The organism is Pseudomonas sp. GW822-FHT04C11 (assembly GCF_058800905.1).
The window spans coordinates 247,079-268,177 of sequence record NZ_JBXAMS010000008.1; the positions used below are offsets into that span (position 1 = coordinate 247,079).

The 21,099-nt window shown below is 57.6% G+C and carries 20 protein-coding genes; 13 read left to right on the plus strand and 7 right to left on the minus strand.

The window, feature by feature from the left end; all coding sequences use genetic code 11:
- Nucleotides 1-2: 2 nt before the first annotated feature.
- From AC1RJ3_RS15925 to AC1RJ3_RS15970, 10 genes are all read left to right on the plus strand, one after another.
- Nucleotides 3-2,405 (plus strand): efflux RND transporter permease subunit, encoded by a 2,403-nt coding sequence (locus AC1RJ3_RS15925; protein WP_493079466.1) that lies wholly within the window; start codon nucleotides 3-5, stop codon nucleotides 2,403-2,405.
- Between the two features lie 10 nt (nucleotides 2,406-2,415).
- Nucleotides 2,416-3,375, plus strand: a complete 960-nt coding sequence (locus tag AC1RJ3_RS15930; protein ID WP_103318951.1) for a WD40/YVTN/BNR-like repeat-containing protein — start codon at nucleotides 2,416-2,418, stop codon at nucleotides 3,373-3,375.
- Nucleotides 3,376-3,620: 245 nt separating this feature from the next.
- A complete protein-coding gene (locus tag AC1RJ3_RS15935; RefSeq protein ID WP_103318871.1) occupies nucleotides 3,621-4,904 on the plus strand; it encodes an acyl-CoA dehydrogenase family protein in 1,284 nt (427 codons plus the stop codon).
- A 55-nt stretch (nucleotides 4,905-4,959) separates the two neighbouring features.
- Nucleotides 4,960-6,093, plus strand: a complete 1,134-nt coding sequence (locus AC1RJ3_RS15940) for a saccharopine dehydrogenase family protein (RefSeq protein ID WP_493079467.1) — start codon at nucleotides 4,960-4,962, stop codon at nucleotides 6,091-6,093.
- Nucleotides 6,094-6,103: 10 nt separating this feature from the next.
- A complete protein-coding gene (locus AC1RJ3_RS15945) occupies nucleotides 6,104-7,663 on the plus strand; it encodes an AMP-binding protein (protein WP_103318949.1) in 1,560 nt (519 codons plus the stop codon).
- 13 nt (nucleotides 7,664-7,676) lie between these two features.
- Nucleotides 7,677-8,915, plus strand: a complete 1,239-nt coding sequence (locus AC1RJ3_RS15950; RefSeq protein WP_103322100.1) for a thiolase family protein — start codon at nucleotides 7,677-7,679, stop codon at nucleotides 8,913-8,915.
- 11 nt (nucleotides 8,916-8,926) lie between these two features.
- Nucleotides 8,927-10,306, plus strand: a complete 1,380-nt coding sequence (locus AC1RJ3_RS15955) for an NAD(P)/FAD-dependent oxidoreductase (RefSeq protein WP_103322101.1) — start codon at nucleotides 8,927-8,929, stop codon at nucleotides 10,304-10,306.
- Between the two features lie 210 nt (nucleotides 10,307-10,516).
- Nucleotides 10,517-12,001 (plus strand): flavin monoamine oxidase family protein, encoded by a 1,485-nt coding sequence (locus tag AC1RJ3_RS15960; RefSeq protein WP_493079468.1) that lies wholly within the window; start codon nucleotides 10,517-10,519, stop codon nucleotides 11,999-12,001.
- A 9-nt stretch (nucleotides 12,002-12,010) separates the two neighbouring features.
- A complete protein-coding gene (locus AC1RJ3_RS15965; RefSeq protein WP_493079469.1) occupies nucleotides 12,011-12,667 on the plus strand; it encodes a c-type cytochrome in 657 nt (218 codons plus the stop codon).
- Nucleotides 12,668-12,706: 39 nt separating this feature from the next.
- Nucleotides 12,707-13,369, plus strand: a complete 663-nt coding sequence (locus AC1RJ3_RS15970) for a hypothetical protein (protein WP_493079470.1) — start codon at nucleotides 12,707-12,709, stop codon at nucleotides 13,367-13,369.
- 128 nt (nucleotides 13,370-13,497) lie between these two features.
- Here the strand turns inward: AC1RJ3_RS15970 and AC1RJ3_RS15975 are convergent, their stop codons facing one another.
- The 6 genes from AC1RJ3_RS15975 to AC1RJ3_RS16000 form a co-directional block, all read right to left on the minus strand.
- Nucleotides 13,498-14,175 (minus strand): c-type cytochrome, encoded by a 678-nt coding sequence (locus tag AC1RJ3_RS15975; RefSeq protein WP_493079471.1) that lies wholly within the window; start codon nucleotides 14,173-14,175, stop codon nucleotides 13,498-13,500.
- Complete coding sequence (locus tag AC1RJ3_RS15980; RefSeq protein WP_493079472.1) at nucleotides 14,175-15,662, minus strand: flavin monoamine oxidase family protein; 1,488 nt, start codon at nucleotides 15,660-15,662, stop codon at nucleotides 14,175-14,177. The genes AC1RJ3_RS15975 and AC1RJ3_RS15980 overlap by 1 nt, the downstream gene beginning before the upstream one ends.
- Before the next feature lie 252 nt (nucleotides 15,663-15,914).
- Nucleotides 15,915-16,580: a TetR/AcrR family transcriptional regulator gene (locus AC1RJ3_RS15985; RefSeq protein ID WP_493079473.1), complete on the minus strand. Its 666-nt coding sequence runs from the start codon at nucleotides 16,578-16,580 to the stop codon at nucleotides 15,915-15,917.
- A 181-nt stretch (nucleotides 16,581-16,761) separates the two neighbouring features.
- Nucleotides 16,762-17,178 (minus strand): RidA family protein, encoded by a 417-nt coding sequence (locus tag AC1RJ3_RS15990; protein WP_103314660.1) that lies wholly within the window; start codon nucleotides 17,176-17,178, stop codon nucleotides 16,762-16,764.
- A 12-nt stretch (nucleotides 17,179-17,190) separates the two neighbouring features.
- The gene (locus AC1RJ3_RS15995) at nucleotides 17,191-18,024 is read right to left on the minus strand and encodes a phytanoyl-CoA dioxygenase family protein (RefSeq protein ID WP_493079474.1); all 834 of its coding nucleotides are present in this window, start codon (nucleotides 18,022-18,024) and stop codon (nucleotides 17,191-17,193) included.
- A 204-nt stretch (nucleotides 18,025-18,228) separates the two neighbouring features.
- Complete coding sequence (locus AC1RJ3_RS16000) at nucleotides 18,229-18,669, minus strand: hypothetical protein (RefSeq protein ID WP_493079475.1); 441 nt, start codon at nucleotides 18,667-18,669, stop codon at nucleotides 18,229-18,231.
- Between the two features lie 214 nt (nucleotides 18,670-18,883).
- Between AC1RJ3_RS16000 and AC1RJ3_RS16005 the strand changes: the two genes are divergently transcribed.
- On the plus strand, nucleotides 18,884-19,333 hold the full coding sequence (locus AC1RJ3_RS16005) for an Xre family toxin-antitoxin system antitoxin (RefSeq protein WP_493079476.1): 450 nt from the start codon (nucleotides 18,884-18,886) through the stop codon (nucleotides 19,331-19,333).
- A gap of 165 nt (nucleotides 19,334-19,498) precedes the next feature.
- Here the strand turns inward: AC1RJ3_RS16005 and AC1RJ3_RS16010 are convergent, their stop codons facing one another.
- Nucleotides 19,499-19,786, minus strand: coding sequence for a helix-turn-helix domain-containing protein (locus AC1RJ3_RS16010; RefSeq protein WP_493079477.1), 288 nt, complete (start codon nucleotides 19,784-19,786; stop codon nucleotides 19,499-19,501).
- 84 nt (nucleotides 19,787-19,870) lie between these two features.
- Here AC1RJ3_RS16010 and AC1RJ3_RS16015 point away from each other — a divergent pair, with 84 nt between their 5' ends.
- Both AC1RJ3_RS16015 and AC1RJ3_RS16020 read left to right on the plus strand, forming a co-directional pair.
- Complete coding sequence (locus tag AC1RJ3_RS16015; RefSeq protein ID WP_493079478.1) at nucleotides 19,871-20,398, plus strand: hypothetical protein; 528 nt, start codon at nucleotides 19,871-19,873, stop codon at nucleotides 20,396-20,398.
- Nucleotides 20,399-20,487: 89 nt separating this feature from the next.
- Nucleotides 20,488-20,694: a hypothetical protein gene (locus AC1RJ3_RS16020; protein ID WP_493079479.1), complete on the plus strand. Its 207-nt coding sequence runs from the start codon at nucleotides 20,488-20,490 to the stop codon at nucleotides 20,692-20,694.
- The last annotated feature ends 405 nt before the right edge of the window (nucleotides 20,695-21,099 follow it).

A 21,099-nucleotide genomic window follows, 5' to 3' on the forward strand; every position in this document is an offset into this window, starting at 1 on the left:
CCGTGAACAGTTCCTTGAAAATGACGGAAACCAAGGTGCGCGGGACGTTGCCGCGCATCGAGCAGTGGCTTTTTACTCACCGCCTGCTGACGCTGTTGAGCCTGGCCGTTTTCACCTTGGGCATGGCCTGGTTTGCGGTGCAGCTGCGCATGGAGGCAGGGTTCGAAAAGCAGCTGCCGATCGGCCACGAGTACATCAAAACCTTCGAGACTTATCGCAATGACCTTCTCGGTGCGAACCGCCTGACGGTTGTGGTCAAGGCTCGCAAGGGCACGATCTGGAATAGGGCAGGGCTCAAGCGTCTTTACGATGTGACCCAGGCATTGATTTTCCTGCCCAACGTCTCGCGCAGCAGCGTGCGTTCGTTATGGACGCCCAATGCATTTGTCAACGAAATCACCGAGGAGGGCTTTCGCGCTGACCCACTTGTGCCGGGCACGGTGACGCCCGAGAGTCTCGATGATGCCAGCATTGCCATGATTGCCGACTCGACGGCTCAGGGGGGCTTCATCGGTACTCTGGTCGCACGTGATCAGAGCAGTGCAATGATCACCGTGGATCTCAACGAATTCGATGCCAGCGGCGAGCGCCTCGATTATGTGGCGTACAACCGGGTGCTGGAGGAGAAGATTCGTGGCCAGTTTGAAGACAGTGACTTCGAAATCCAGATCATCGGCTTCGCCAAACAGATCGGTGATATTGCCGAAGGCGCTTCGGCGGTTCTGGAGTTCTGCCTGCTGGCGTTGCTGCTGACGGCTGCTGCGGTGTACTGGTACTGCCATTCAGTGCGTTTCACTTTGCTGGCGGTGGGCTGTTCGCTGGTGTCGTTGATCTGGCAGTTCGGTGCCCTGCGCTTGCTCGGCTACGGGCTTGATCCGCTCGCGGTGCTGGTGCCTTTTCTGGTGTTTGCCATCGGTGTGTCCCATGGCGTCCAGCAGATCAATTTCATCATTCGCGAGATCGCTTGCGGCAAATCTGTCGAGGGTGCAGCACGGGCCAGCTTCAGCGGCTTGCTGATCCCCGGCACTCTCGCCCTGGTGACCGCCTTCGTGTCGTTCGTGACCCTGTTGCTGATCCCGATACCGATGGTGCGCGAACTGGCCATCACCGCTTCACTAGGGGTGGCTTTCAAGATCATGACGAATCTGGTGATGCTGCCGGTGGTGGCGTCGATGTTGCGGGTGGACGCCGGTTACGCCGCTGCCGAGGAAATCTCCCGTCAGCGCCGTGCCCGTTGGTTGCACGGCTTTGCCCGACTGACCGAATGGCACAACGTGCGCTGGGTGCTGGGCATGGCCGTGCTGATCTTTGTCACTGCGGCCTGGCAAAGCCATGACCGAGTTGTCGGCTCCTTGCAAGCCGGTGCACCGGAGTTGCGCGAGGACGCACGCTTTAATCGCGATGCGGTCTCCATCGCCAGCAACTATGACATCGGCTTGGATTGGCTCAGCGTGGTCTTTGAGGTCACTCCTGAGGCCGCCTCCAACGCCTGTGAAGACGTCGCGCTCGGCCAATACCAGGACCGTTTCGTCTGGGCGATGCAAGGCGTTCCCGGAGTGGTTTCGGTCACCTCGTTTTCCAACAGCATGCGTCAGTTCAACGAGGGCTATAACGAGGGCAACCCGAAAATGAACGCGGTGCCCATCGACCCGACCAACTACTCATCGATGGCCGCCGAGGTGGCCCGCGTGCCTGGAATGATGCGCCCCGATTGCAGCATGACGGCCGTGCATCTATTTCTGGCGGATCACAAGGCAGCAACCATCCATAGGGTAATCGCCGCTGCCAAGGCGTTCCGGGCCGAGTTCACCCAACCCGGCGTGAGCGTGCGCCTGGCTTCCGGCAACGCCGGGGTGATCGCCGCGATCAACGAGGAGGTGGAAAGGAGCGAGCTGCCGATGATCCTCTACGTCTACGGAGCCATCGCTCTACTGGTGTTTGTCGTCTACCGCGACTGGCGCGCGGTCCTGGTGTGCTGCCTGCCCCTGACCCTGGGTACCTTCATCGGCTACTGGTTCATGAAGGAGCTGCAGATCGGCCTGACCATCGCGACCTTGCCGGTGATGGTATTGGCCGTCGGCATCGGAGTGGATTACGCCTTCTACATCTACAACCGCCTGCAACTGCACCAAGCCCATGGACAACCGATCACCAAGGCGGTCGAGCATGCGCTGCTGGAAGTAGGGGTGGCGACCATCTTCACTGCGATCACGCTGGCGGTGGGAGTGGCAACCTGGGCTTTTTCCGATCTCAAGTTCCAAGCCGACATGGGCAAGCTGCTGGCCTTCATGTTCCTGGTCAACATGGTCATGGCCATGACCGTGCTGCCGGCCTTCGCCGTCTGGCTCGAGCGGGTATTTCCGCGCCGGCGCCCCGTGCGTCTGATCGGCGCGCTGGTGCATTGAGGAGAACATGATGCGAAACCCTATTCCCCTTATCTCAATCCTGCTCGCAGCGACTCTGTCACCGACTTTGCTACAGGCATCACCGTTGCAAGCAGTACCGGCAACGCATGCAAGCAATGCTGCAGCCGCCATCTTGTTGAGTGCCACTTGGGCCAAGGAGCGAGTCGTCGCAGTCGGCGATCACGGCATGGTGTTGCTGTCGGATGACCACGGGCAACACTTTCATCAGGCGACTTCCGTGCCGCTGTCTACGCCCCTGACGGGAGTTTCCTTCGTCGACGCCAGGCAAGGCTGGGCGGTCGGCCACTGGGGCGCGATTCTGGTCAGCAACGACGGCGGCGATGTCTGGCAAGTTCAGCGGCTGTCCAGCGCAGAAGATCGGCCGTTGTTTGCCGTGCATTTCTTCAACGCCATGCAAGGTGTTGCAGTGGGGCTGTGGTCATTGGTGCTGACCACTGACGATGGTGGCCAGACCTGGATTGAGCAGAAACTCGACGCGCCACCCGGATCGAGTCGTGCCGACCTGAATCTGATGGGACTGTTTGCCGATGCAAAAGGGCGCTTGTATGCCACCGCAGAGCGCGGCCAATTGTTGCGCTCCGACGATCAGGGCAAGCACTGGCGCTACCTCGATACCGGCTACAGCGGCACGTTGTGGACGGGGGCTGTCCTGAGCGACGGCTCGCTGCTGGTAGGCGGACAACGCGGCACATTGCTGCATGGTTCCGCAGACGGCTCGAGCTGGCAGCGCGTGCCGCTGCAAAGCAAAAGTTCAGTCACAGCCATCGATGTCTCCGGGCGAGAAGTCATCGCGGTGGGACTCGACGGTTTGATTGTGCGCAGTGACGACGGTGGACAGAGTTTTCACGAGCAACCCAGCGGCGACGGTGTTTCGCTCACGGCGTCGCTGCTGAACAGTGACGGCTCACCGATTCTGTTTTCACGACGAGGCGTCGTCCCTCAGCGCTGATGCCGCTGCGATGTCGGGAGGCCAGCGCGATGCCCGTTTCCCGACATTTGGCTTGGTCATTTTCTAAAACTTCCTGCTGATTTTCGGCCGGTTCCCCCGTGCCTGAAAGCGTGTCTTCACGCGCAAAATAATAAACATAACAGTTGTTGCGTTAAATAATTTTGCTTGTTAGAGTCGATCGCAAATAACAAGACGCAGAACGTTGCAAAGCGCAACGGCCTGCCATTCTCGATGGAGGTACTCTGATGATCTCGCTCAAATCGACGCTTACCCTGCCAGCTGCCGGCCTGTCCGGCTTCGAAACACCGCTGACAGAAGAGGAGGCTGCGATTCAGGCCTCCGTCCACCGCTTCGCCAAAGAGGTGTTGCGCCCATTGGGTCGCGAGCTGGACCGCATGACACCGGAAGAGGTGATTGCCCCAGGCTCGCCTTACTATTCGATGTTCAGCGAGTTCGCCAAGTTGGGGCTTGATCCGGCGCTGTTGGCACAGTTGCCACCGGATATGGCGGTACGGATCGAATCACTGATCGGCGAAGAACTCGGTTGGGGCGATGCCGGCCTGGCAATTTCCCTTGGCTGTGCTGACTTCCCGCTGCAAATGGCCGTCGCCGCCGGCAATACCGAATTGGCCGAGCTCTGCCAGGGCCGGATCGGTTGCTGGATGGCCACCCAACCCGATCGTGGTAGCGACAACCAGATCTTCGATATGGCGCGTGACTGGCCGGCAGGAAAACCTGGAAATATCGGCAACCTGACCGCCAAAGTGGTTGGCGATGAAATCATCCTCAACGGTCAAAGCTCGGCGTGGGTATCCAACGGAGCCGTCGCGCAGGTCGCGCTGGGTATGATCTGCGCCGATTACGGTGACGGTTTCTACGATGCCAACGGTCGGCCGCATGGTATTGCAGTGATCATTCCGCTGGATCTCAAAGGCGTGTCTAAAGGCAAGCCGCTGGACAAGATCGGTCAGCGTTCCCTGCCACAAGGGGAAATCTACTTCGACAGCGTGCGAGTGCCCCGGCGCTTTGCAATCGCCGAGCGTGATACCTACTACGGCGCCGTCAGCTCTTCCTGGTCGTTTGCCGGCACGCACATGAGTCAGGTGTTCACCGGCGTCGCGCGCGCCGCATTCGAAATGGCGCTGCAGTACTGTCATGAACGCCGTCAGGGCGGTCATCCGTTGATCGACCACCAGATGACCCGCCTGCGCCTGGGCGAAATGCTGCGCCGTGTCGAGGCCGCCCGCGCTGTCGCCCGACGTTCGCTGAGCTTCGCGCGTCTGTCGCCGCAAACCCATCCCTACGCCACAGCTGCCGCCAAGGTCACGGTGACCGAAGAGGCGATGGCCGTTGTGCAAGAAGCCTTCCGCCTGTTCGGTGGCAACGGCACCACCCGCGAATACCCGATCGAGAAGTTGTTGCGCGACACCCAGTCTTCGCTGATCGAGGACGGGGAGAACCGTGTTCTGACTATGCGCCTGGGGCTGCTGGCCCAGCAGCTTTACGCCGAAGGCTGGGCGAACAACTGACCCTGAAAATTCACCCGACATCACTCATCCAATAACAACAATGAGGTACATCCCGATGGCCAAATATCCTGTGGTTGTCTACGGCGCCAGTGGTTACACCGGCATGCTGATCATGGACTGGTTGATCGACCAGCACATCCCGTTCACCGCCGTGGCGCGCAACGCCGGCCGTGCCCAGGAAATGATGGCGCAACGCGTTGTCGGCCTGGAGTCGGCGACCTACGAAATCATTGAGTGCCCCCACGAGGTCGAAGCGTTGACTTCGGTGTTCAAAGGCGCGCGCGTGGTTTGCAACACGGTCGGCCCATTCATCAATTTTGGCCTGAGCGCCGTTGAAGCGGCATTGAAGGCCGGCTGTCATTATCTGGATCCGGCCGGTGAGCAAGCGCACATTCGTGCCTTGCGCGATCAGTTTGGCGAGCTATACCGCCAGGCTGGGCTGCTGCTGTCGCCATCGCTCGCGTACATGTACACCTACGCCGAGATCGCCGCCGAGCTGGCCCTGGAAACTCCGGGCGTCGATTCGCTGGAAACCGCAACCCTGACCCGTGGGCCACGTACCGGTGCCGCCGGTGTGACCGTCGGTTCAACGGCCACCATTTTCGAAGGCGTACGCTACCCCGGTGCCTACCTGTGGGAGAAGGAACTGGTGCCATATGCGCCGAATACGAGCTTCAACGTGGTCTGTCCCGATCTGCTGGAGTCGGTGTTCTGCCTGCCATGGGGCGGCACTTCGTTGCCGGTGTTCTACGAGGAGGATGGCCGGGTGCGCAGTTGCATGTCCTGTGTCGGTTTCTACGACAACCCGGTGATGAAAATGGTCCACGGCCTGGGTGAGAAGTGGGAAGCCGAATACAAGCACCTGCCGAAAGAGCAGCAGGACGCGGTGATCAATAGCCTCGTGCAGTCGACCACCCCAAGCATGCCACCGCGCGAGCGCAGCACCTTGCAACGCACCGTCGACTTCGCAATCGGCCGCGGTCAACTGACGGCGGTGCGCGCCACCGTGCACGGCATTACCCCTTACATCGCCACCGGCGCCTTGCATGCGGCAGCCGTGGTCAAGCTGTTGAACAACGACAGCGCTAAGGTCGGTTTTGCCTCGGCGTCGAAAGCCTTCGGCCATCGCTACCTGCTGGGCTTCCTCGAACAGCGTGGCCTGGCTCGCGCAACCGTTACCCAACTGTGAAGTGACCGACATGGCGATTATTGATTTCTTCGACCGTGGCTGGCGGATCAATCCGCACGGCGCGGCGTATATCCAGGACGACCGGGTTTTCACCTTTACCGAAGTTCGCCACTTGTCATGCCGTATCGCCAACGCGCTATTGGCCGAGGGTTTGCCCAAGGGCACCAAAGGTGCGATTTGGTCGGCCAACGATGCCGTGGCCTGGACCTGCGCGCTGGGACTCTGGCGCGCCAACTTGTGCTGGATTCCCGTCGGCGCGCGTAACAGTGCCGAAGAGAACCGCTACGTACTCGATGCTTTCGACTGCGAAGTGTTGTTCTTCCAGAAGGAATTCGCACCGATCATTGACTCGTTGCGCGAGAGCCTGCCGAAGATCCGCTTGTGGATCTGTATCGACGACCACCTGCCCGAGGCACCTTCGCTCAAGGCCTGGATCGAGGGGCAGCCGAGTACGCCGCCCAAGGTCGAATACCAACTTGACGATGTGGTGGCGATCTCGCCAACCGGCGGCACCACGGGTCTGCCGAAAGGGGTGATGAACACCCATCGCAGCCTGCAGACATTCTGCGCCCACTTCATGATCAGTTGCCCGTACGAGGGCGATCATCTTCCGGTCAATCTAGCAGCCGCACCAATGACCCACACGGCCGGCATGCTCGCGGTGCCTTGCACCGCGCGCGGCGGTACCGTGGTAGTGATCACCAAGCCGGATCCGGCACTGATGCTGGGGATGATTGCGAAGTACAAGGTGACCGAGATCTTTCTGCCGCCAACGGTGATCTATCGCCTGCTCGATGTGCCCGACCTGGCGCAGAAGGTTGATTTCAGTTCACTGAAATACTTCCTCTACGGCGCAGCGCCGATGTCGGTGGAAAAGCTCAAGCTGGCCATCGAGACGTTTGGCCCAGTGATGGCCGGCGGTTACGGCCAGACCGAAGCACCGGCCGCGATCTCCAACCTGCCACCCAGCGAACATCTACAGGGCGGCCGCCTGGCACCTGACGAGCGCCTTTCCTCGGTCGGCCGGCCCAACCCACTGGTGCGCGTCGAGATTCTCAACAATGACGGAGAAATCCTCGCCCAAGGCGAAACCGGTGAAATCTGCGTGCGTGGCGACTTGGTAATGAAGGGCTACTACAAGGACCCGGAAAAAACTGCGGAAACCATCATCGACGGTTGGCTGCACACCGGCGACATCGGTCATCTTGACGTTCACGGCTACCTGCACATCACCGACCGCAAGAAGGACATGATCATCTCCGGTGGCTTCAACGTTTATCCGAGCGAGGTCGAGCAGGTGCTCTGGGGCCATCCGGCAGTGCAGGACTGCGCGGTGATTGGCGTACCAGATGAGCAGTGGGGCGAGAGCGTCAAGGCGGTGGTCGAGTTGAGTTCTGGGCACAACGTCAGCGCCGAAGAACTGATTGAGCTGTGCAAGGCCCGGCTCGGCTCGGTCAAGGCACCGAAAACCGTGGATTTCATTGATGCATTGCCACGCAGCCCTGTCGGCAAAGTGCTGAAGAAAGATCTGCGTGCCCATTACTGGCAAAGCGTTACTCGGCGAATTTGAGGGGAGTTATCTGATGGAACCTATCTACATTGCCGGCATTGCCATGACCGAGTTCGGGCGTCACCTCGAGCGCAGTCTTCAGGATCTGGCGCTGGAGGCATTGCAGGGGGCACTGGCGGATGCCGGTGCCCAGCGCTCCGATATCGGCGCCGTTTTCTACGCCGGCATCACCAACGGTAAATTGCAAGGGCAGCTCTCCATTCCGGGACAGGTGATTTGCAGCAAGATCGGTATTGAAGGCGTGCCTATCTACAATGTCGAGAATGCTTGCGCCTCGGGGAGTACCGCCGTTCATCTGGCAGTACAAAGCCTGCGTGCAGGTGCCACCGATGTGGTATTGGCACTCGGCGCCGAGAAGATGAATGTGCCCGATAAATTGAGAGCGCTGTCCCTCTTCGAAACCGGCTGGGATGTTTCCACTGCCGAAGAGAACTACGCCACGCTGGTAAAAATGGGCGAGGGCATCGTTCCTCCACCAGGTTCGGAGTCTGATCGTCCGTACAGCAAGTTCATGGCCATCTATGCCGCCATGTGTCGCTGGCATATGAAGACATACGGCACCACTCAGCGCCAGATCGCGGCGGTCTGCGCGAAGAACCATCAACACTCGGTGCACAACCCGTATTCGCAGTTCCGCAAGACTTTCACCATTGAAGAAGTGCTGGCGGCGCCGCCCATCACCTATCCGATCACCCTGCCAATGTGCGCTCCGTTGTCCGACGGCTCGGCGGCCGCGATTCTCTGCACGGAAGCAGGCCTGAAGCGGATCGGTGCCGATCCGAAACGTTGTGTGCGGATCGCCGCCAGCGTGATCCGCAGCTTCACCTTGCGGGGCCTGGACGAACCGCATAAGCACGTTAGCCTCCTGGCCGCGCGTGAGGCCTATGAGATTGCTGGCCTTGGTCCGCAGGATATGCATGTGGCCGAGGTGCATGACGCGTCGGCAATGGGGGAAATCATCCAGTCAGAAAACCTCGGATTGGCGCCGTTGGGGGAGGGCGGGATCTGCGCCGAGCGGGGCGATTTCACCCTGGGCGGCCGGATACCGATCAATACCTCCGGCGGGTTGGAGTCCAAGGGGCATCCGCTCGGCGCAACGGGTATCGGTCAGTTGTACGAGTTGACCACGCAATTGCGCGGGGAAGCTGGCGCACGCCAGGTACACGGCGCGCGGCATGCCATCCAGGAAAACGGTGGCGGGCTTCAGGGTGTTGAAGAAGCAGCGGTCGCTATTCACATCCTGAGTCGATAGGAGCGCATCACATGTCCATGACTTATCAAGCGCAAGAGCTGGAAAGCCACTTTGCCGGTGGGCATTTCCGCCGATTGGGTGGCTGGGTCGAGAGTCCGGTTGATTTGCAGCCCGAGCTCGAAAGCGATGTCGGCGCGGACGTCATCGTGATCGGTGCCGGTTTTGCCGGGCTGTCTACCGCCTTGGAGCTTACGGCGCTGGGTGCGAAGGTAGTCATCCTTGAACAGGAATTTGCAGGTTTCGGTGCCAGTGGTCGCAATGCCGGTTATCTGGGCGGCAGCATCGGCATTGAGTTCGAGCTGTTCTTGAAACGTGTCGGTCACGAAAAGGCGAAAAGCATCGTCAGGTTCTACGACGAAAGTGTCGCCTACGTCGAAGGCCGATTGCGCGAACTGGGTATCGACTGCGACTACAACGCCTCCGGAATCATCAGGGCGGGCATCCATCCTTCTCAGGAGAAAAAGCTGCGCAAGAGTATGGCAGTGGGTGACGAACTTGGCTCCCGTACCGAGTTTCTGGATCAGGCTCAAATGCGCGCACGGGGGATTCCACCGGCATTTCTGTTTGGCTGCCTGCAACGCCATGGCGGTACGCTGGACCCCGGCAAATACGTGATGGGACTGCGGCGGGCGGCGCTCCAGGCAGGCGTGAAACTGTATGAGAATACGAAGTTGGTGTCGTATTCCGATGGGCCGACGATCACCTGCCAAACCACGCACGGTCGTGCGACAGCCCCGAATTTGGTGCTGGCCACCAATGCCTATACGCCGCAAATCGGGCTTCTGCGCGACAAGATTGTTCCATTTCGGGTGTCGGCAGTCGAAACAGAGCCATTGTCCGCGCAGCAGCTGGCGTCATTGGGATGGGCAGGACGGGAAGGGTTGATGACACCGCACTGGACCATGGAAAGCCATCGTCTGACGGCACGCAATACGTTGCTGCTGACCACCAAACGGCTTGGCTATGTGTACGGCTCCAAAACCCCGAACATTCCCGACGACGTTGCGTACCGCGAGCTGGAAAAGACGCTGGGGGCACGCTTCCCGACTTTGCGCGGCATTGGTATTCAATCGTGCTGGAGCGGCTACGTCAGCATGGCCTACGACGCGTTGCCGGTGGTGGGCGAAACCGGAACCCACCACAACATTCTCTACACCGCGGGCTGCTCCGGACACGGCATTGCCACCCAGTCGCTGATCGGGCATCTGCTGGCGGAAAGAATCGGCGGTATCGAGCATCCGTTGCTCGCTGCACTGCGCCACAAAACCCCGAAAACACTACCAGAGCCGCTGCAATGGTGCGCCGTGAGTCTGGCGCTGGGGGTGGCAAACAGCCTCGACGAATACACCAACCGCAAGGCTTCGAAGATTGAGGCCCGGCCTTATCGTTAGCGATTAATGGTTCAAAGAACGAAGAGTCACTGGAAAACAACACTCTGATTTGTAGTGGTGGCGCTGGCCTTGAAGTTACTGGCCGGGCAGTCGTTCGTCTGCGGAAAGTCAAAATGGATGTTTGCGTTTCTGCCACCGCTCTTTTACTGCCGCATCGACGCTCTGCAATGAGTGATTAATCCAACAATAACGTTATGTGAGGCATCGAGCATGGCCATTAAGTCCAGCACTGACGCACCCCCGGATTTAAAACGCAGGCAACTGCTCAAGTTGGCCGGCGCTTCAGCGGCGGTGGGATCGATTGGTTTGAACATCGGCCTGGCCAATGCCGCCGATGCGCTTTTGAAAGACAGCTCGGACGATGTTCTGGATGTCGTGATCATTGGTGCCGGCCTGGCCGGTCTGACGGCTGCCCGCGACCTGCATCTGGCGGGTTGCCAGTCTCTCTTGGTGCTGGAGGCGCGGGATCGCGTAGGCGGGCGCACACTCAATCATGACCTTGGCTCAGGGTACATTTCTGAAGTCGGAGGGCAGTGGATCGGCCCGGGACAAACGGCCGTAGCGGATCTCGCCCGAGAACTTGAGGTGGGTACGTTTCCCAGTTTCTACGAGGGCGAAACGGTCATCCTCGGAGGTGACGGACGTGTTGCTGTCGATTTGAAAGGCACGTTCGGCACCGATGAAACCGTTTCGGCAAAGCTCAGTGAACTGTCGCGGGACGTGCCGTGCGGTGCACCGTGGAAGTCACACAGGGCCGCCGAACTGGACAAACTCTCGGCGGGTGACTGGCTGGCTCAGCAGAACATCAAGCCTGAGGACCGGGCAGGGTGGAACGCCAGCTTCCTCCTGACCTGCGGCGTTACGCCTGCCAAGATGGGCTTTCTGCATTTCCTGTCGATGATCAACTCGGCCGGTTGCGAATACATGAGGCTCGACTCCATCAAGGACAGCGCGCAGGGAACACGCATCGTCGGTGGGTCGCAGATTCTCAGCAGCAAAATGGCGGAGCTGTTGGGCGATAAAGTTCGCTTGTCCTGTCCGGTTCGCAACATTGCCGATTGGAACCGCGACATCGTCAGACTGCAAACGGATAAGGGCGAGATACGTGCCCGGCGGGTCATCATGGCGATTCATCCCGCGCTCTGCCAACGCTTGCAGTTCGACCCGCCATTGCCGGAAGGTCGAGCAGCGCTGCAGCTCGCGTGGCCTGCGCACTCTCCGGCACGCAAGACAGCGATGGTTTACCCCCGACCTTTCTGGCGTGACAAGGGCTTGAACGGCCATATCATCCAGGTCGGCGGCCCGGTCATTTGGGCCTACGACAATTCGCCGCCGAATGGGGAAATCGGTGTGATCAACGCGTTCGTTTTGAACGCGGCGGCGCCTTCCGATCCCGAAGCGGCGAAGCACGTGCAAACGCAAATTTATGCACGGGCCCTGGGGGAGGAAGCGCTCAACCCTGTGTCTTATCACGATCATGACTGGGCCCAATTCGATCCCTGGACGATCACTTGCGTTTCTCCGATTCCACCAGGTTTCTGGTCGAAGCATGGTGAGGCTCTGCGCCCTCCCTGCGGGAATCTGTTCTGGTCTGGTACCGAGACCGCCGACATCTGGGCGGGATACATGGATGGCGCCGTTCGCGCCGGCCACCACAGCGCCTTGCAGGTGCTCAATTCCTTGCGTCGGGTATAGGGGGCGCAGATGAAAAAAATCATAGCGTTCGGAGTCATTGCGGTCGTTGCTGTGCTGTTGGCGATTTTCGGGCGAGACCTTCTCGATCTCTATCGCTTGCAGAACTACATCACCACGTCTACCGAGGCTTACCAAGCCGATCGCGGAAACTGGCCGCATTTGACCGATGCCTGCACCGGTTGCCATGGCAGCAAGGGCAACTCGCTCAATTCGCGTTATCCAAGCCTGGCAGGGCAGCCGGCCGCGTACCTTGCTACGCAGTTGCACAGTTTTGCCAGTGGGCAACGGATCTATCCCAATATGGGGCCACTGGCGATGACCCTGAGCCGCGACGAAATCGACCTGCTGGTGAATTTCTACGCCAGGCAACCTGTCAGCAAAAACGCCTCTTCTTCTCCTGGTGAGGGCTCGAGGGAAACAGGCAAACAGCTGGTGCAGACACGGGGCTGTGTCGCCTGTCACGGCGAAAACTTGATGGGTCACGACTCGTTTCCGCGTTTGGCAGCACAAGGGCACGATTACCTTTTGGCGCAGCTCAACGCTTTTGCCACCGGAGAGAGACGCGAGCCAACCGGTGCAATGAAAGCGGTAGCGGCTTCGCTGTCGGCAGATGAGCGCAAAGCGATCGCCACCTACCTTGCCGAGCTTATTCCTGAAAACAAGTAACTCATCAATCTTCCTGTCAGATGCATCGAGGCTATTGTTATGGATCTCCGAAATGCTGTTCTCTGTATTGCTTGCTTTTTGCTGTTCGCGTCTGGGCTTGTTTATGGGGTCAAGTTTCTTAAAAAACGAAACTATTTACTTGCTCTTGAGTGGTTTGTGGTGGCGTTCTCGGCGACAAACTTCCTGGTATTCTTCATCACGGGCTTAAAGTTTGCTTATCTCATCTCCTATTTTTGCGACGCCTTTTCAAGAGCCTTTGGCATTCCAATTATTACTGTCCTTGGACTGATGGCTGTTACTCATACCTATAAGCCGTCAGTTCGTAACGATGTCATGATGTTTGCGGGTGCTGTAGTGGGGACGTTGGCTCTAATTTCGACCACCGTTCTGGCCACGCTCCTTCCGTATTATTACGTAATGATGTGGGTCGGTTTTTCCATTTATCTCGTTTATTTTGCGCTCAGGCTGGTCAGCGCCAGGGAGACTTTCCATGCTATTGGCGTGATCCTGGGAATGCTCGCCTCGCTGGCTATTGCGTGTATCTACGACTTCTACAAAATCCCCGGTGACGATACCAACGTGCTGCTGAACTTCTACGTTCTCGCACTGACGACCTGGGCCTACCTGTTGGTGCACTTGTATTACGCCTATTGCGCGCTGGAGCGCTCGAAGGGCTCGATGGCACTTTTGCAGGCACATTGACGGGCCTGCTTGTAGCAATAATCACGCTCGATAAGGGTTGAGTCTTAAGCCGCCATTCTGGCGGCTTTTGTCGTATTCGAGAGGAGGATGACGCCGGCGGGCATCCTTGCCCACCTTTGTAACAATGATTACTGGCCACCCGGAACCGCGGCAGGTGTCAGATTGGCCAGATAATGCGCCACTGCCCTGATATCGTCTTCGGACAACGAACCGGCCAGGGCATTCATCGCTTGGGTCGGGTCTTTACGTTGGCCAAGTTTGAAGGCCATGAGCTGATCGGTCAGATACAACTGCCCCTGGCCTGCGATGCGCGGAGCAAGCGGGCCGCCCGACAGCTTCTCGCCATGGCAAGCCACACAACCGTTGGCTGCAACCGTGCGTTGCCCGTGTTGTTGAAGGGATTCATCAGCCGTCGTGATTTCAGTCATTCCCGGTTTCTGCTGAGCGAAATAGTTGGCCAGATACTTGATTTGCTCGTCCGTCAGATTCGCTGCGAGTGGACTCATTTGCGCACTGTGTCGACGCCCTTCGGCGAACGCCTGTAACTGGGTTTCGATGTACGACGCAGGCTGACCTGCAAGGGCTGCGTACTGAGCATTTTCGGGCTGACCTCTGGCACCATGGCAAAGGGTGCAAGTGTCCTGCCGCTGTGGCCATGCACCACCATTGGCCTGGTATTCGGCGTCATGCTGATCCACGGCATTCATGAAGCGATAACCCGCCAGCAACTTCGGACCATAGACTACTGCCGATCCAGCCAACGCCGTTGCCGCGACGATTGCTCCGATAACGATGACTCGCTTCATCAAGCACTCCTCCCAGGTTGAACCAGCGCCTGTAGCGCTTCCATGGCGGCTCGATGACCGGCGCGGATCGCGCCATCCATGGCCCCGGCCCAGATATCCGCCGTTTCGGTACCAGACCAGATCAGGCGGCCGACGGCCGGATTCAGGTATTCACCCCATTGGGTCCAGAAGCCAGGGGGCATTGGTGAAATGCAGCTAAGGGTCCAGGGATCGATTTTGCCCCAGTCCTGGTCATGGAACTGGATCGGGTGCAGTGCTTCCACGCCAACGGCTTTGGCGTAGATAGCCGACAAGATGTCCTGCGCAGCTTTGGGGTCATGGGGCAATTGCCCTGTCCTGATGAAGCCGCTGAGAACGCCTAGGCTGCCGTCTGGCGGGGAGTTGTCGTAGGCCCAGATCAATGGCCCGTCTACTTGCACAATCTGGCCGTTGAGGCCTTTGTCCCTCCAGAAAGGCCGTTCATACACATGCACCGTCTTGCGCATCGGGGCATGCGCTGGCCACCGCCGCTGCAACTCGGCACGTCCTGTGGGGAGAGGCGGCTCGAAGGTGATCTGGTTGCACAATGCCGGGCTCAAGGCCGCAATTACTTGGCGCGCACGGATGACTCCTTGATCGGTATGCAACTCGACGACATCACGATCCCAGCCGACAATTTTGCGTACCGGGCATGCCAATCTGACCTTGTTCCCCAAGGCTTGTGCCATCTTCAAACTGAGGATCTGGGAGCCGCCAACCAGTCGCGACTCTTGCGCGCCACCTTTTACTCCTTCGAGTTTTTCGAGGCTGCAATCGGAGGAGTTGATGAGCGACAGGTAGTGCAACAGTCCCATACCGGCAGGCGTCGTACCGAAGGTCAGACTGACGGACATGTTGAATCCGATCTTGTCTGCATTGCTGATCCCTTGTTCAGCAAGCCATTCGCCGACCGAGAGCTTATCGAGGGCGACAGCGTCCTTTGCTTTCCAGGGGGCCCTGCTGGGAACGCCTTTTGCCAGCTTATTCAGTTTGGTGACGATTTCGGTGTTGGAATTCGGGCCATCGCTGACGTCCTCTTCAACCTTTTCATTCCCGATCAGATAGACCGCATTGCCCTTGTAATATGTAGGAAAGGTTGCGACGTCGAGCTGCCTTGCCAGATCCGCAATCGACGTTTGGCCAGGGCCAATCCACTGGCCACCGGCTTCAGAGATGACGCCGGTGCCAAGCTCATGGTTGTAGGTACGGCCGCCTACGCGATCCCGGGCTTCAAGAACAACGAACGACTCGCAGCCGGCGGCTTGAAGATCCCTGGCTGATGTAAGCCCAGACAACCCCGCACCCATGATCACCACGTCAAGTATCGAGGTGTCCGGAGCAGACCCGGCTTGGGCCATGACGCGCCCGCTGATACCCAGCCCCCCGACGAGGGCTGCTCCTCCAATCGCTTGTAACAACAATCGTCGCTGGCGTGCTTGCGCCGACAGATCATCGAGATCCGAGTCCATCTTCACCTCCATCAAGGTTGCTTTTTTATTTATAATCACAGATGTTATTTAAATATATAACGGAAGCAGGATTCAGCAAAGTGAAATGAAGAGGAGGGCGTTAAAAGCTGATGTCGGTCTTGAGCAGGAGGGGAACTGTTGGTGCAGGAGGGTTTGCTTCGCGGTTGAAGCGAACCTGAATACTGAGGGGAATAAGTGTGCGAAGACAGGGTAGGGCGGAAACGGGTTACGCCGCTGGCCGCCCCTGATGACTTATCGAGAAGGGCTGATCAGCGTGATGACGGCATCCATCAACGCCTTTCTGCGTTTTGGCTGAAATCGTTCCGGTTCGATCGGCAGCATCATCATCCAGCCGTCGCTCAGCGCGCTGAGCTGGTCGGCGAGCAAATCGGAAGGAACGTCCTTGCGGATAATGCCTTGAGTTTGCCCCTTGGCCAGAATTACTGCGAGATCCTGGCGGAACCGGGAGTAACGCTTCTGGATGACGTCCGCGAACACCGGCTCGTGCCGGGCATGGGCCAGCATTTGAAATAGAGCAAGCCAACGGGCCGAGTCATTGGCCTGAGTCAGGTTCAACCACTGCTCAATCATTGCCCTGACATCGACCTGTTCCTGATTGGGCTCCAGCAGATTGTCGAATTCGTCGAATAGACTCTGTGCAGCAGCGGTAATCATTTCTTCCTTGTTGGCAAAGTAGTAGGTCACAGCGCCTGTCGTGCACCCGGCATGGCTGGCGACCTTGCGTAGAGAGGTTCCGGCATATCCTTCCTGGGCAATTACCTCGATGGCGGCGGTCAACAATTCACCGCGCTTTTCCAGACGATTGCCTACGGGACGTCCACGGCGCGCAACGTGCCCGGAATCACTGTCACTTGGCATTTGGTGGCTATCCGTAGAAGGAGCTTGGGCGTCATGCATGGGAGAAAGTGATTCCGTTGTGAAGTGATGAGCCGATGGCGATTGTATGAGAGTCGCCAATCTACCGTTGCGTCGTCATTTTGGCTTGGCATGTCGTGATCATGCAATTGAATTGCCGGTTTCAAGGCCCCCTGGCTGCCAAGCGCAGGCCAGGGGCAGGGTGGTGATCAATCGTTCTCTGTCAGACCCGACCGCTATTGATCACCGCGACGGCTCGCACTTCCACCTGTAGCCCGGGAAGGGCCAGTTGCGAGATGCCAACAGCAGTCCATGCAGGGTAGCGCTCGGGGAAGTACTCATCCTTGACCTGCCCGAACGCATGGACTTCGCCCTGGAGATCCGTGTGGAAGGTCATCAGTTCGACGACATCGGCCAAGCTTGCCCCTGCGGCCTCAAGGATAGTTCTCAAGGACTGAAAAGCCAGATGGGACTGTGCCTGGATACCTTCGGCAGGAGTCATGGACGCATCGATACCGACCTGGCCGGACACCCAGATCATGTTCCCGACACGCGTCGCCTGGGAAAAGTGGAAGTTGTCGTAGATGGCCTGGGTGTGACCAGGGTTGATGGATTGACGCTGCAGGTCTTGAGTACTCATGGCGTTGCCCTCTTATATTAATTGGCGGAACGTTGGGTGGCGGAAAGAATCTCCGGCTTTCAGGTTCGACAGCTCCTCGCTGAACAGCACGCCTTGTTGCGGGTAGCCGGCGGCACTGTGCTCTGGCAGCGGTCGAAAGGTCGCGTCGTCTCCAAAGAAACGAAAGACTAAGGTATGGCGATCCGGGAATGCCTTATCAACGGGGGCACCGCCGTGGAGCGATCCGGGGTGAAGCACGACGATATCGCCGGGTTCGGTGGCCCAGGACAGGATTTCGTAGGCGTTCGGGTCCACCTTGCGCCGGGCCTCGATGTCAGGGAGACGCGGCAAGGCGTCTCCACCGTGTAGAGGCTGAGTCGGATCTTTTGGATCGAGAAAGGTGGTGCCGTCGTAACGCGGCCCCTTGTGCGAGCCTCGGATAATCTCTAGTGCATTTTGCTTGGGCACCGATTCGAAACTGATCCAGGCATTTCCCCACTGCGTACCGGCCCAAGGCAGATAGGAGGTGTCCTGATGCCAGAGCGTTCGCGCCCCATGTCCACCAGCCTTGAGAAATACTTCTTCGGCGAAGTACCACACATGCTCCGAGCCCCAGAGCTGTGCAAACAGCTCACCGAAGGGCAGGGAAGTCACCAGTTCCTCAAGACGAGCCTTGGCGATCGGATTCGCATTGTCGACGTGCGACTGTTGTTCAGTCCCGTCAAACATCCTGAAAGCATTGGGGCCGTGATTCTCGACAGCCCAGTCGAAGGCTGCCCGACACTCAGCCAATTGATCTTTGTTCAGAAAACCTTTGATCAGGACGGCCCCGTCTTCCAGGAACGCCTTTCGCACAGAGAGTTGCATGGGAGCTTTCTCCTCGAAAATGCCACTTGGCGATCTGGATGCTAGCAATCACTCCAATTTAACGCAACATGCGTTATGTTAATTTTTTTTCAAACGAGAATAATCTGTATAGCGTCACGAGCGGCAACGTTTTCAATCTTCACATCCCTAATCGGACATCGGTCTCTTTGATTCAAATGCAACCGCACTTCAGCCACCTTACGCTCAGTGACTGGAGGAGTTTATTGATAGCATTCTGTCGATATCAGGATCCCGAAAGCCAATCAGCGGCAGCGACTGGATACGTCGACTGGTTTCGTACAATGAAATGAAATCGCCCTGGGCCATTATCTCCAACGGGGTTCGACCATTGAAGAAATCGTTGTGGTTGTTAAGTGAGGGGAACTGGTGAGCGTTGAGAGTGTTGTTGAAGGTCATCTTCAGCGCGGCATGTATGTTCAGCACGATGCTAACGCGATACAGCTGGTCTACGTTGAGTCGCACCGAGTCCCCGTTACCGCTAAGCACTCGCCGATAGGTGTGGGAAGAGATGCGGACAATCCGACAAGCCTGGCTGGGAGTGGCTTGCCATTTCTGAATGATGCGGAGGCAGGCTTTCAAACCAACGAACGCTTTGCGCCTTGAGAGCATTTGGGTGGATGTCATATTTTATCCAGAAGATCACTGCGCGAGTTTATAGCTTACCGCTTGTGCTTTTGCGGTACCTGGTCGCCGACAGCCCGCTCGATACCGAAAGATAGCTGAGACATTGAGGCTTTCATCTTCGACAATTCTTTGAATGAGCGAGACTGTCCATGGCGGATGGAGGACTCGGATCTTATAAAAGCTCGATAACATCTACCGAATCAAGAGGTACCCTATGTTTGCAGAGGTTCTGCACGAGAATGCCTATGGTGCCTACCGGGTAAGGCTGGAAGCGCTACTCCATATCCCCACGGACGCTTCGGATCAGGACATCCACGAACTGATCGAGGCGGGTTTCTCGGCGAGTAGTGTCAAAGCCCTTTGCGACCTTGGCAGAATTAGTTCGCTTGAGCGCGACCAGATAATTTCGCTCAAAACGCTCAAAACGAGGTTGGCGCGCGGCCAGCAACTGACGGTGGAGGAGAGCGATCGCCTGTTCCGTGTTGCACACATCATCGCCATGGCCCAGACGCTCTTTGGGGATGACGAAAAAGCCAAACACTGGCTATCCAAGTCCAAGGATCGCTTTTCGGGCAAAAGTCCTATTGCGATGCTTTCCACTATTCAGGGCACCCATCTGGTTGAGGAGATGTTGATTCAGGTAGCAGAAGGGTTGGCATTTTGATTCTGCGGCGCGTTGTACAGGCAGCGGGAGAGGCTGATCAACGGTAGGTGGCATATCACCGGAAACCAGTCGTCTACCGGCACGCCTTGCTCGAGGTTGAGATACCTGGCTTACGGGACACCGGACAGCGGCCAGCAACAGTTCCGAAGCACAGCCGTCGATCCTTCAATCAGCCGTTTTGGCTGCATTGCACTCGTGGCGGATACGCTCAAACAGTGAGTCCAAATCCGTATCTGGATCGAGGAGCAAAAAACTCTCAACGAGGAGGGTGAGGGGATGTACATCCATCCTTTGGGCGAGCTCGGATGCCTTCTCTAAGGTCACGTTTTTGAGGCCTCGCTCAAGCGTGCTTAGGTATGTCCTGCTGCTGACGATTCCGAAATCTTCTTGGGTCAAGCCATGGCGAACCCGCGAGTTACGTAACGCAATGGCAAATGCTTCCCTGAGTTCCATTTTGCTTATCCACAAAAGGAACGATGAAGCCTTTTTGAACTCTATAGGGCTACAATCTATAGTGTTCATTTTTTGGAGAGCTTTATGTCTGCACTTCAGAATAACGCCCGTCAACCATCGACGACGAGTGGCGAGCACAGCCCTTCAACGATAGTACTTGTAGCCGTAGCTAACGTCGCTCAGCCGGAGGAGGGGGTAGGGATAGTCAAACGTTTCTCAGGCCAAGACCTGATTGACCTCTTTCACGAAGTGGATCGTCCTGATTCAGATAAAGCTATCGTGGGTGTCCAGTTAGCTATTCCTCCTAAACTGAACGGCACTTCGCGATGGATTGCTGAAGCCATCATTGATTTTGCGCGAGTTAGACTTTTCAGTGCAGATGCGTCAGGCGTGGATACATACGCGTACCGCCTGGCGTCAAATGCTGTTTATAGAGACAGCGCTAAAGTCGAGCCATCAGATATCCTTGAGTGGCGATCCCTCTACGAAGTATCCAGTGCAGACGGCGTCGATGCCCCAGAGTTGGTTGCCCACCAGACGTGGCTGTCGACCGTCATTACTCGTATGGTGAATGCGGTAAATCTATCTGAGGAAGCAGTGGAGTCTCAGTAGTCGTTGCTCTCAATACTCCATGGCTGTCGTCACTGCACCATGTTCACTATGAAAACGACTCGATTACTCCCATCGATGTGCCAGAGGCCATGATGAAAGGAAGACGTAAAATCAAAGACCCTAAGTGGGCTTTGCAGGCGCAGTTTGAAGTTGAAGCTAATCGCTTATTGGCAAATCGTTCAAAAAAAGCAGCACATCGATTTTTCGATGCGATTACACCACTTGTGATTGATCAGGAGCCCACCGGACGGTTGGCGGGAGGCTCACGCAGTCCTGCTGCCGAGTCCAACACTTAGTAAGTGTCCTGGTTCGGTACCGAGCCACTCGATCCACAGCCCACCTCGACCTTTCAGTGTGGTAATCAGTGGCGTTTTTTCCTGTGGTGAGGGCAGGGAAGGGAGCTGTAGGAAATGGCGATACCTCATGAGATAGCGCTCGACGCACTCGCCTCTCACGCTGATCTTGGCAGCAGCCACAGATATCGTCTCAGCCGCCCGCCAGCTTGCGCTCACGTTTAGAAACGGTGCAACAGCCGCCGAAAAAGGGTCGAGACTACGTCCTGAAAATATGTGAAAAATATGTGAAGAAAACTCTAGCTAAAAATCACTGACGTGCTTGTTCTAGAGCGGCCAGCTTGGTTAAGAAAAATGTGTAGTCGGCATCGGATCGCCGCAGATCCAGGAGCGGTTTTCGAGTCACAA

What these genes read in the sequence shown, in the direction of transcription:
- AC1RJ3_RS15930 (WP_103318951.1), top strand. Translation starts at nt 2,416, where the DNA reads ATGCGAAACCCTATTCCCCTTATCTCAATCCTGCTCGCAGCGACTCTG.
- AC1RJ3_RS15935 (WP_103318871.1), top strand. Translation starts at nt 3,621, where the DNA reads ATGATCTCGCTCAAATCGACGCTTACCCTGCCAGCTGCCGGCCTGTCC.
- AC1RJ3_RS15940 (WP_493079467.1), top strand. Translation starts at nt 4,960, where the DNA reads ATGGCCAAATATCCTGTGGTTGTCTACGGCGCCAGTGGTTACACCGGC.
- AC1RJ3_RS15945 (WP_103318949.1), top strand. Translation starts at nt 6,104, where the DNA reads ATGGCGATTATTGATTTCTTCGACCGTGGCTGGCGGATCAATCCGCAC.
- AC1RJ3_RS15950 (WP_103322100.1), top strand. Translation starts at nt 7,677, where the DNA reads ATGGAACCTATCTACATTGCCGGCATTGCCATGACCGAGTTCGGGCGT.
- AC1RJ3_RS15955 (WP_103322101.1), top strand. Translation starts at nt 8,927, where the DNA reads ATGTCCATGACTTATCAAGCGCAAGAGCTGGAAAGCCACTTTGCCGGT.
- AC1RJ3_RS15960 (WP_493079468.1), top strand. Translation starts at nt 10,517, where the DNA reads ATGGCCATTAAGTCCAGCACTGACGCACCCCCGGATTTAAAACGCAGG.
- AC1RJ3_RS15965 (WP_493079469.1), top strand. Translation starts at nt 12,011, where the DNA reads ATGAAAAAAATCATAGCGTTCGGAGTCATTGCGGTCGTTGCTGTGCTG.
- AC1RJ3_RS15970 (WP_493079470.1), top strand. Translation starts at nt 12,707, where the DNA reads ATGGATCTCCGAAATGCTGTTCTCTGTATTGCTTGCTTTTTGCTGTTC.
- AC1RJ3_RS15975 (WP_493079471.1), bottom strand. Translation starts at nt 14,175, where the DNA reads ATGAAGCGAGTCATCGTTATCGGAGCAATCGTCGCGGCAACGGCGTTG.
- AC1RJ3_RS15980 (WP_493079472.1), bottom strand. Translation starts at nt 15,662, where the DNA reads ATGGACTCGGATCTCGATGATCTGTCGGCGCAAGCACGCCAGCGACGA.
- AC1RJ3_RS15985 (WP_493079473.1), bottom strand. Translation starts at nt 16,580, where the DNA reads ATGCATGACGCCCAAGCTCCTTCTACGGATAGCCACCAAATGCCAAGT.
- AC1RJ3_RS15990 (WP_103314660.1), bottom strand. Translation starts at nt 17,178, where the DNA reads ATGAGTACTCAAGACCTGCAGCGTCAATCCATCAACCCTGGTCACACC.
- AC1RJ3_RS15995 (WP_493079474.1), bottom strand. Translation starts at nt 18,024, where the DNA reads ATGCAACTCTCTGTGCGAAAGGCGTTCCTGGAAGACGGGGCCGTCCTG.
- AC1RJ3_RS16000 (WP_493079475.1), bottom strand. Translation starts at nt 18,669, where the DNA reads ATGACATCCACCCAAATGCTCTCAAGGCGCAAAGCGTTCGTTGGTTTG.
- AC1RJ3_RS16005 (WP_493079476.1), top strand. Translation starts at nt 18,884, where the DNA reads ATGTTTGCAGAGGTTCTGCACGAGAATGCCTATGGTGCCTACCGGGTA.
- AC1RJ3_RS16010 (WP_493079477.1), bottom strand. Translation starts at nt 19,786, where the DNA reads ATGGAACTCAGGGAAGCATTTGCCATTGCGTTACGTAACTCGCGGGTT.
- AC1RJ3_RS16015 (WP_493079478.1), top strand. Translation starts at nt 19,871, where the DNA reads ATGTCTGCACTTCAGAATAACGCCCGTCAACCATCGACGACGAGTGGC.
- AC1RJ3_RS16020 (WP_493079479.1), top strand. Translation starts at nt 20,488, where the DNA reads ATGATGAAAGGAAGACGTAAAATCAAAGACCCTAAGTGGGCTTTGCAG.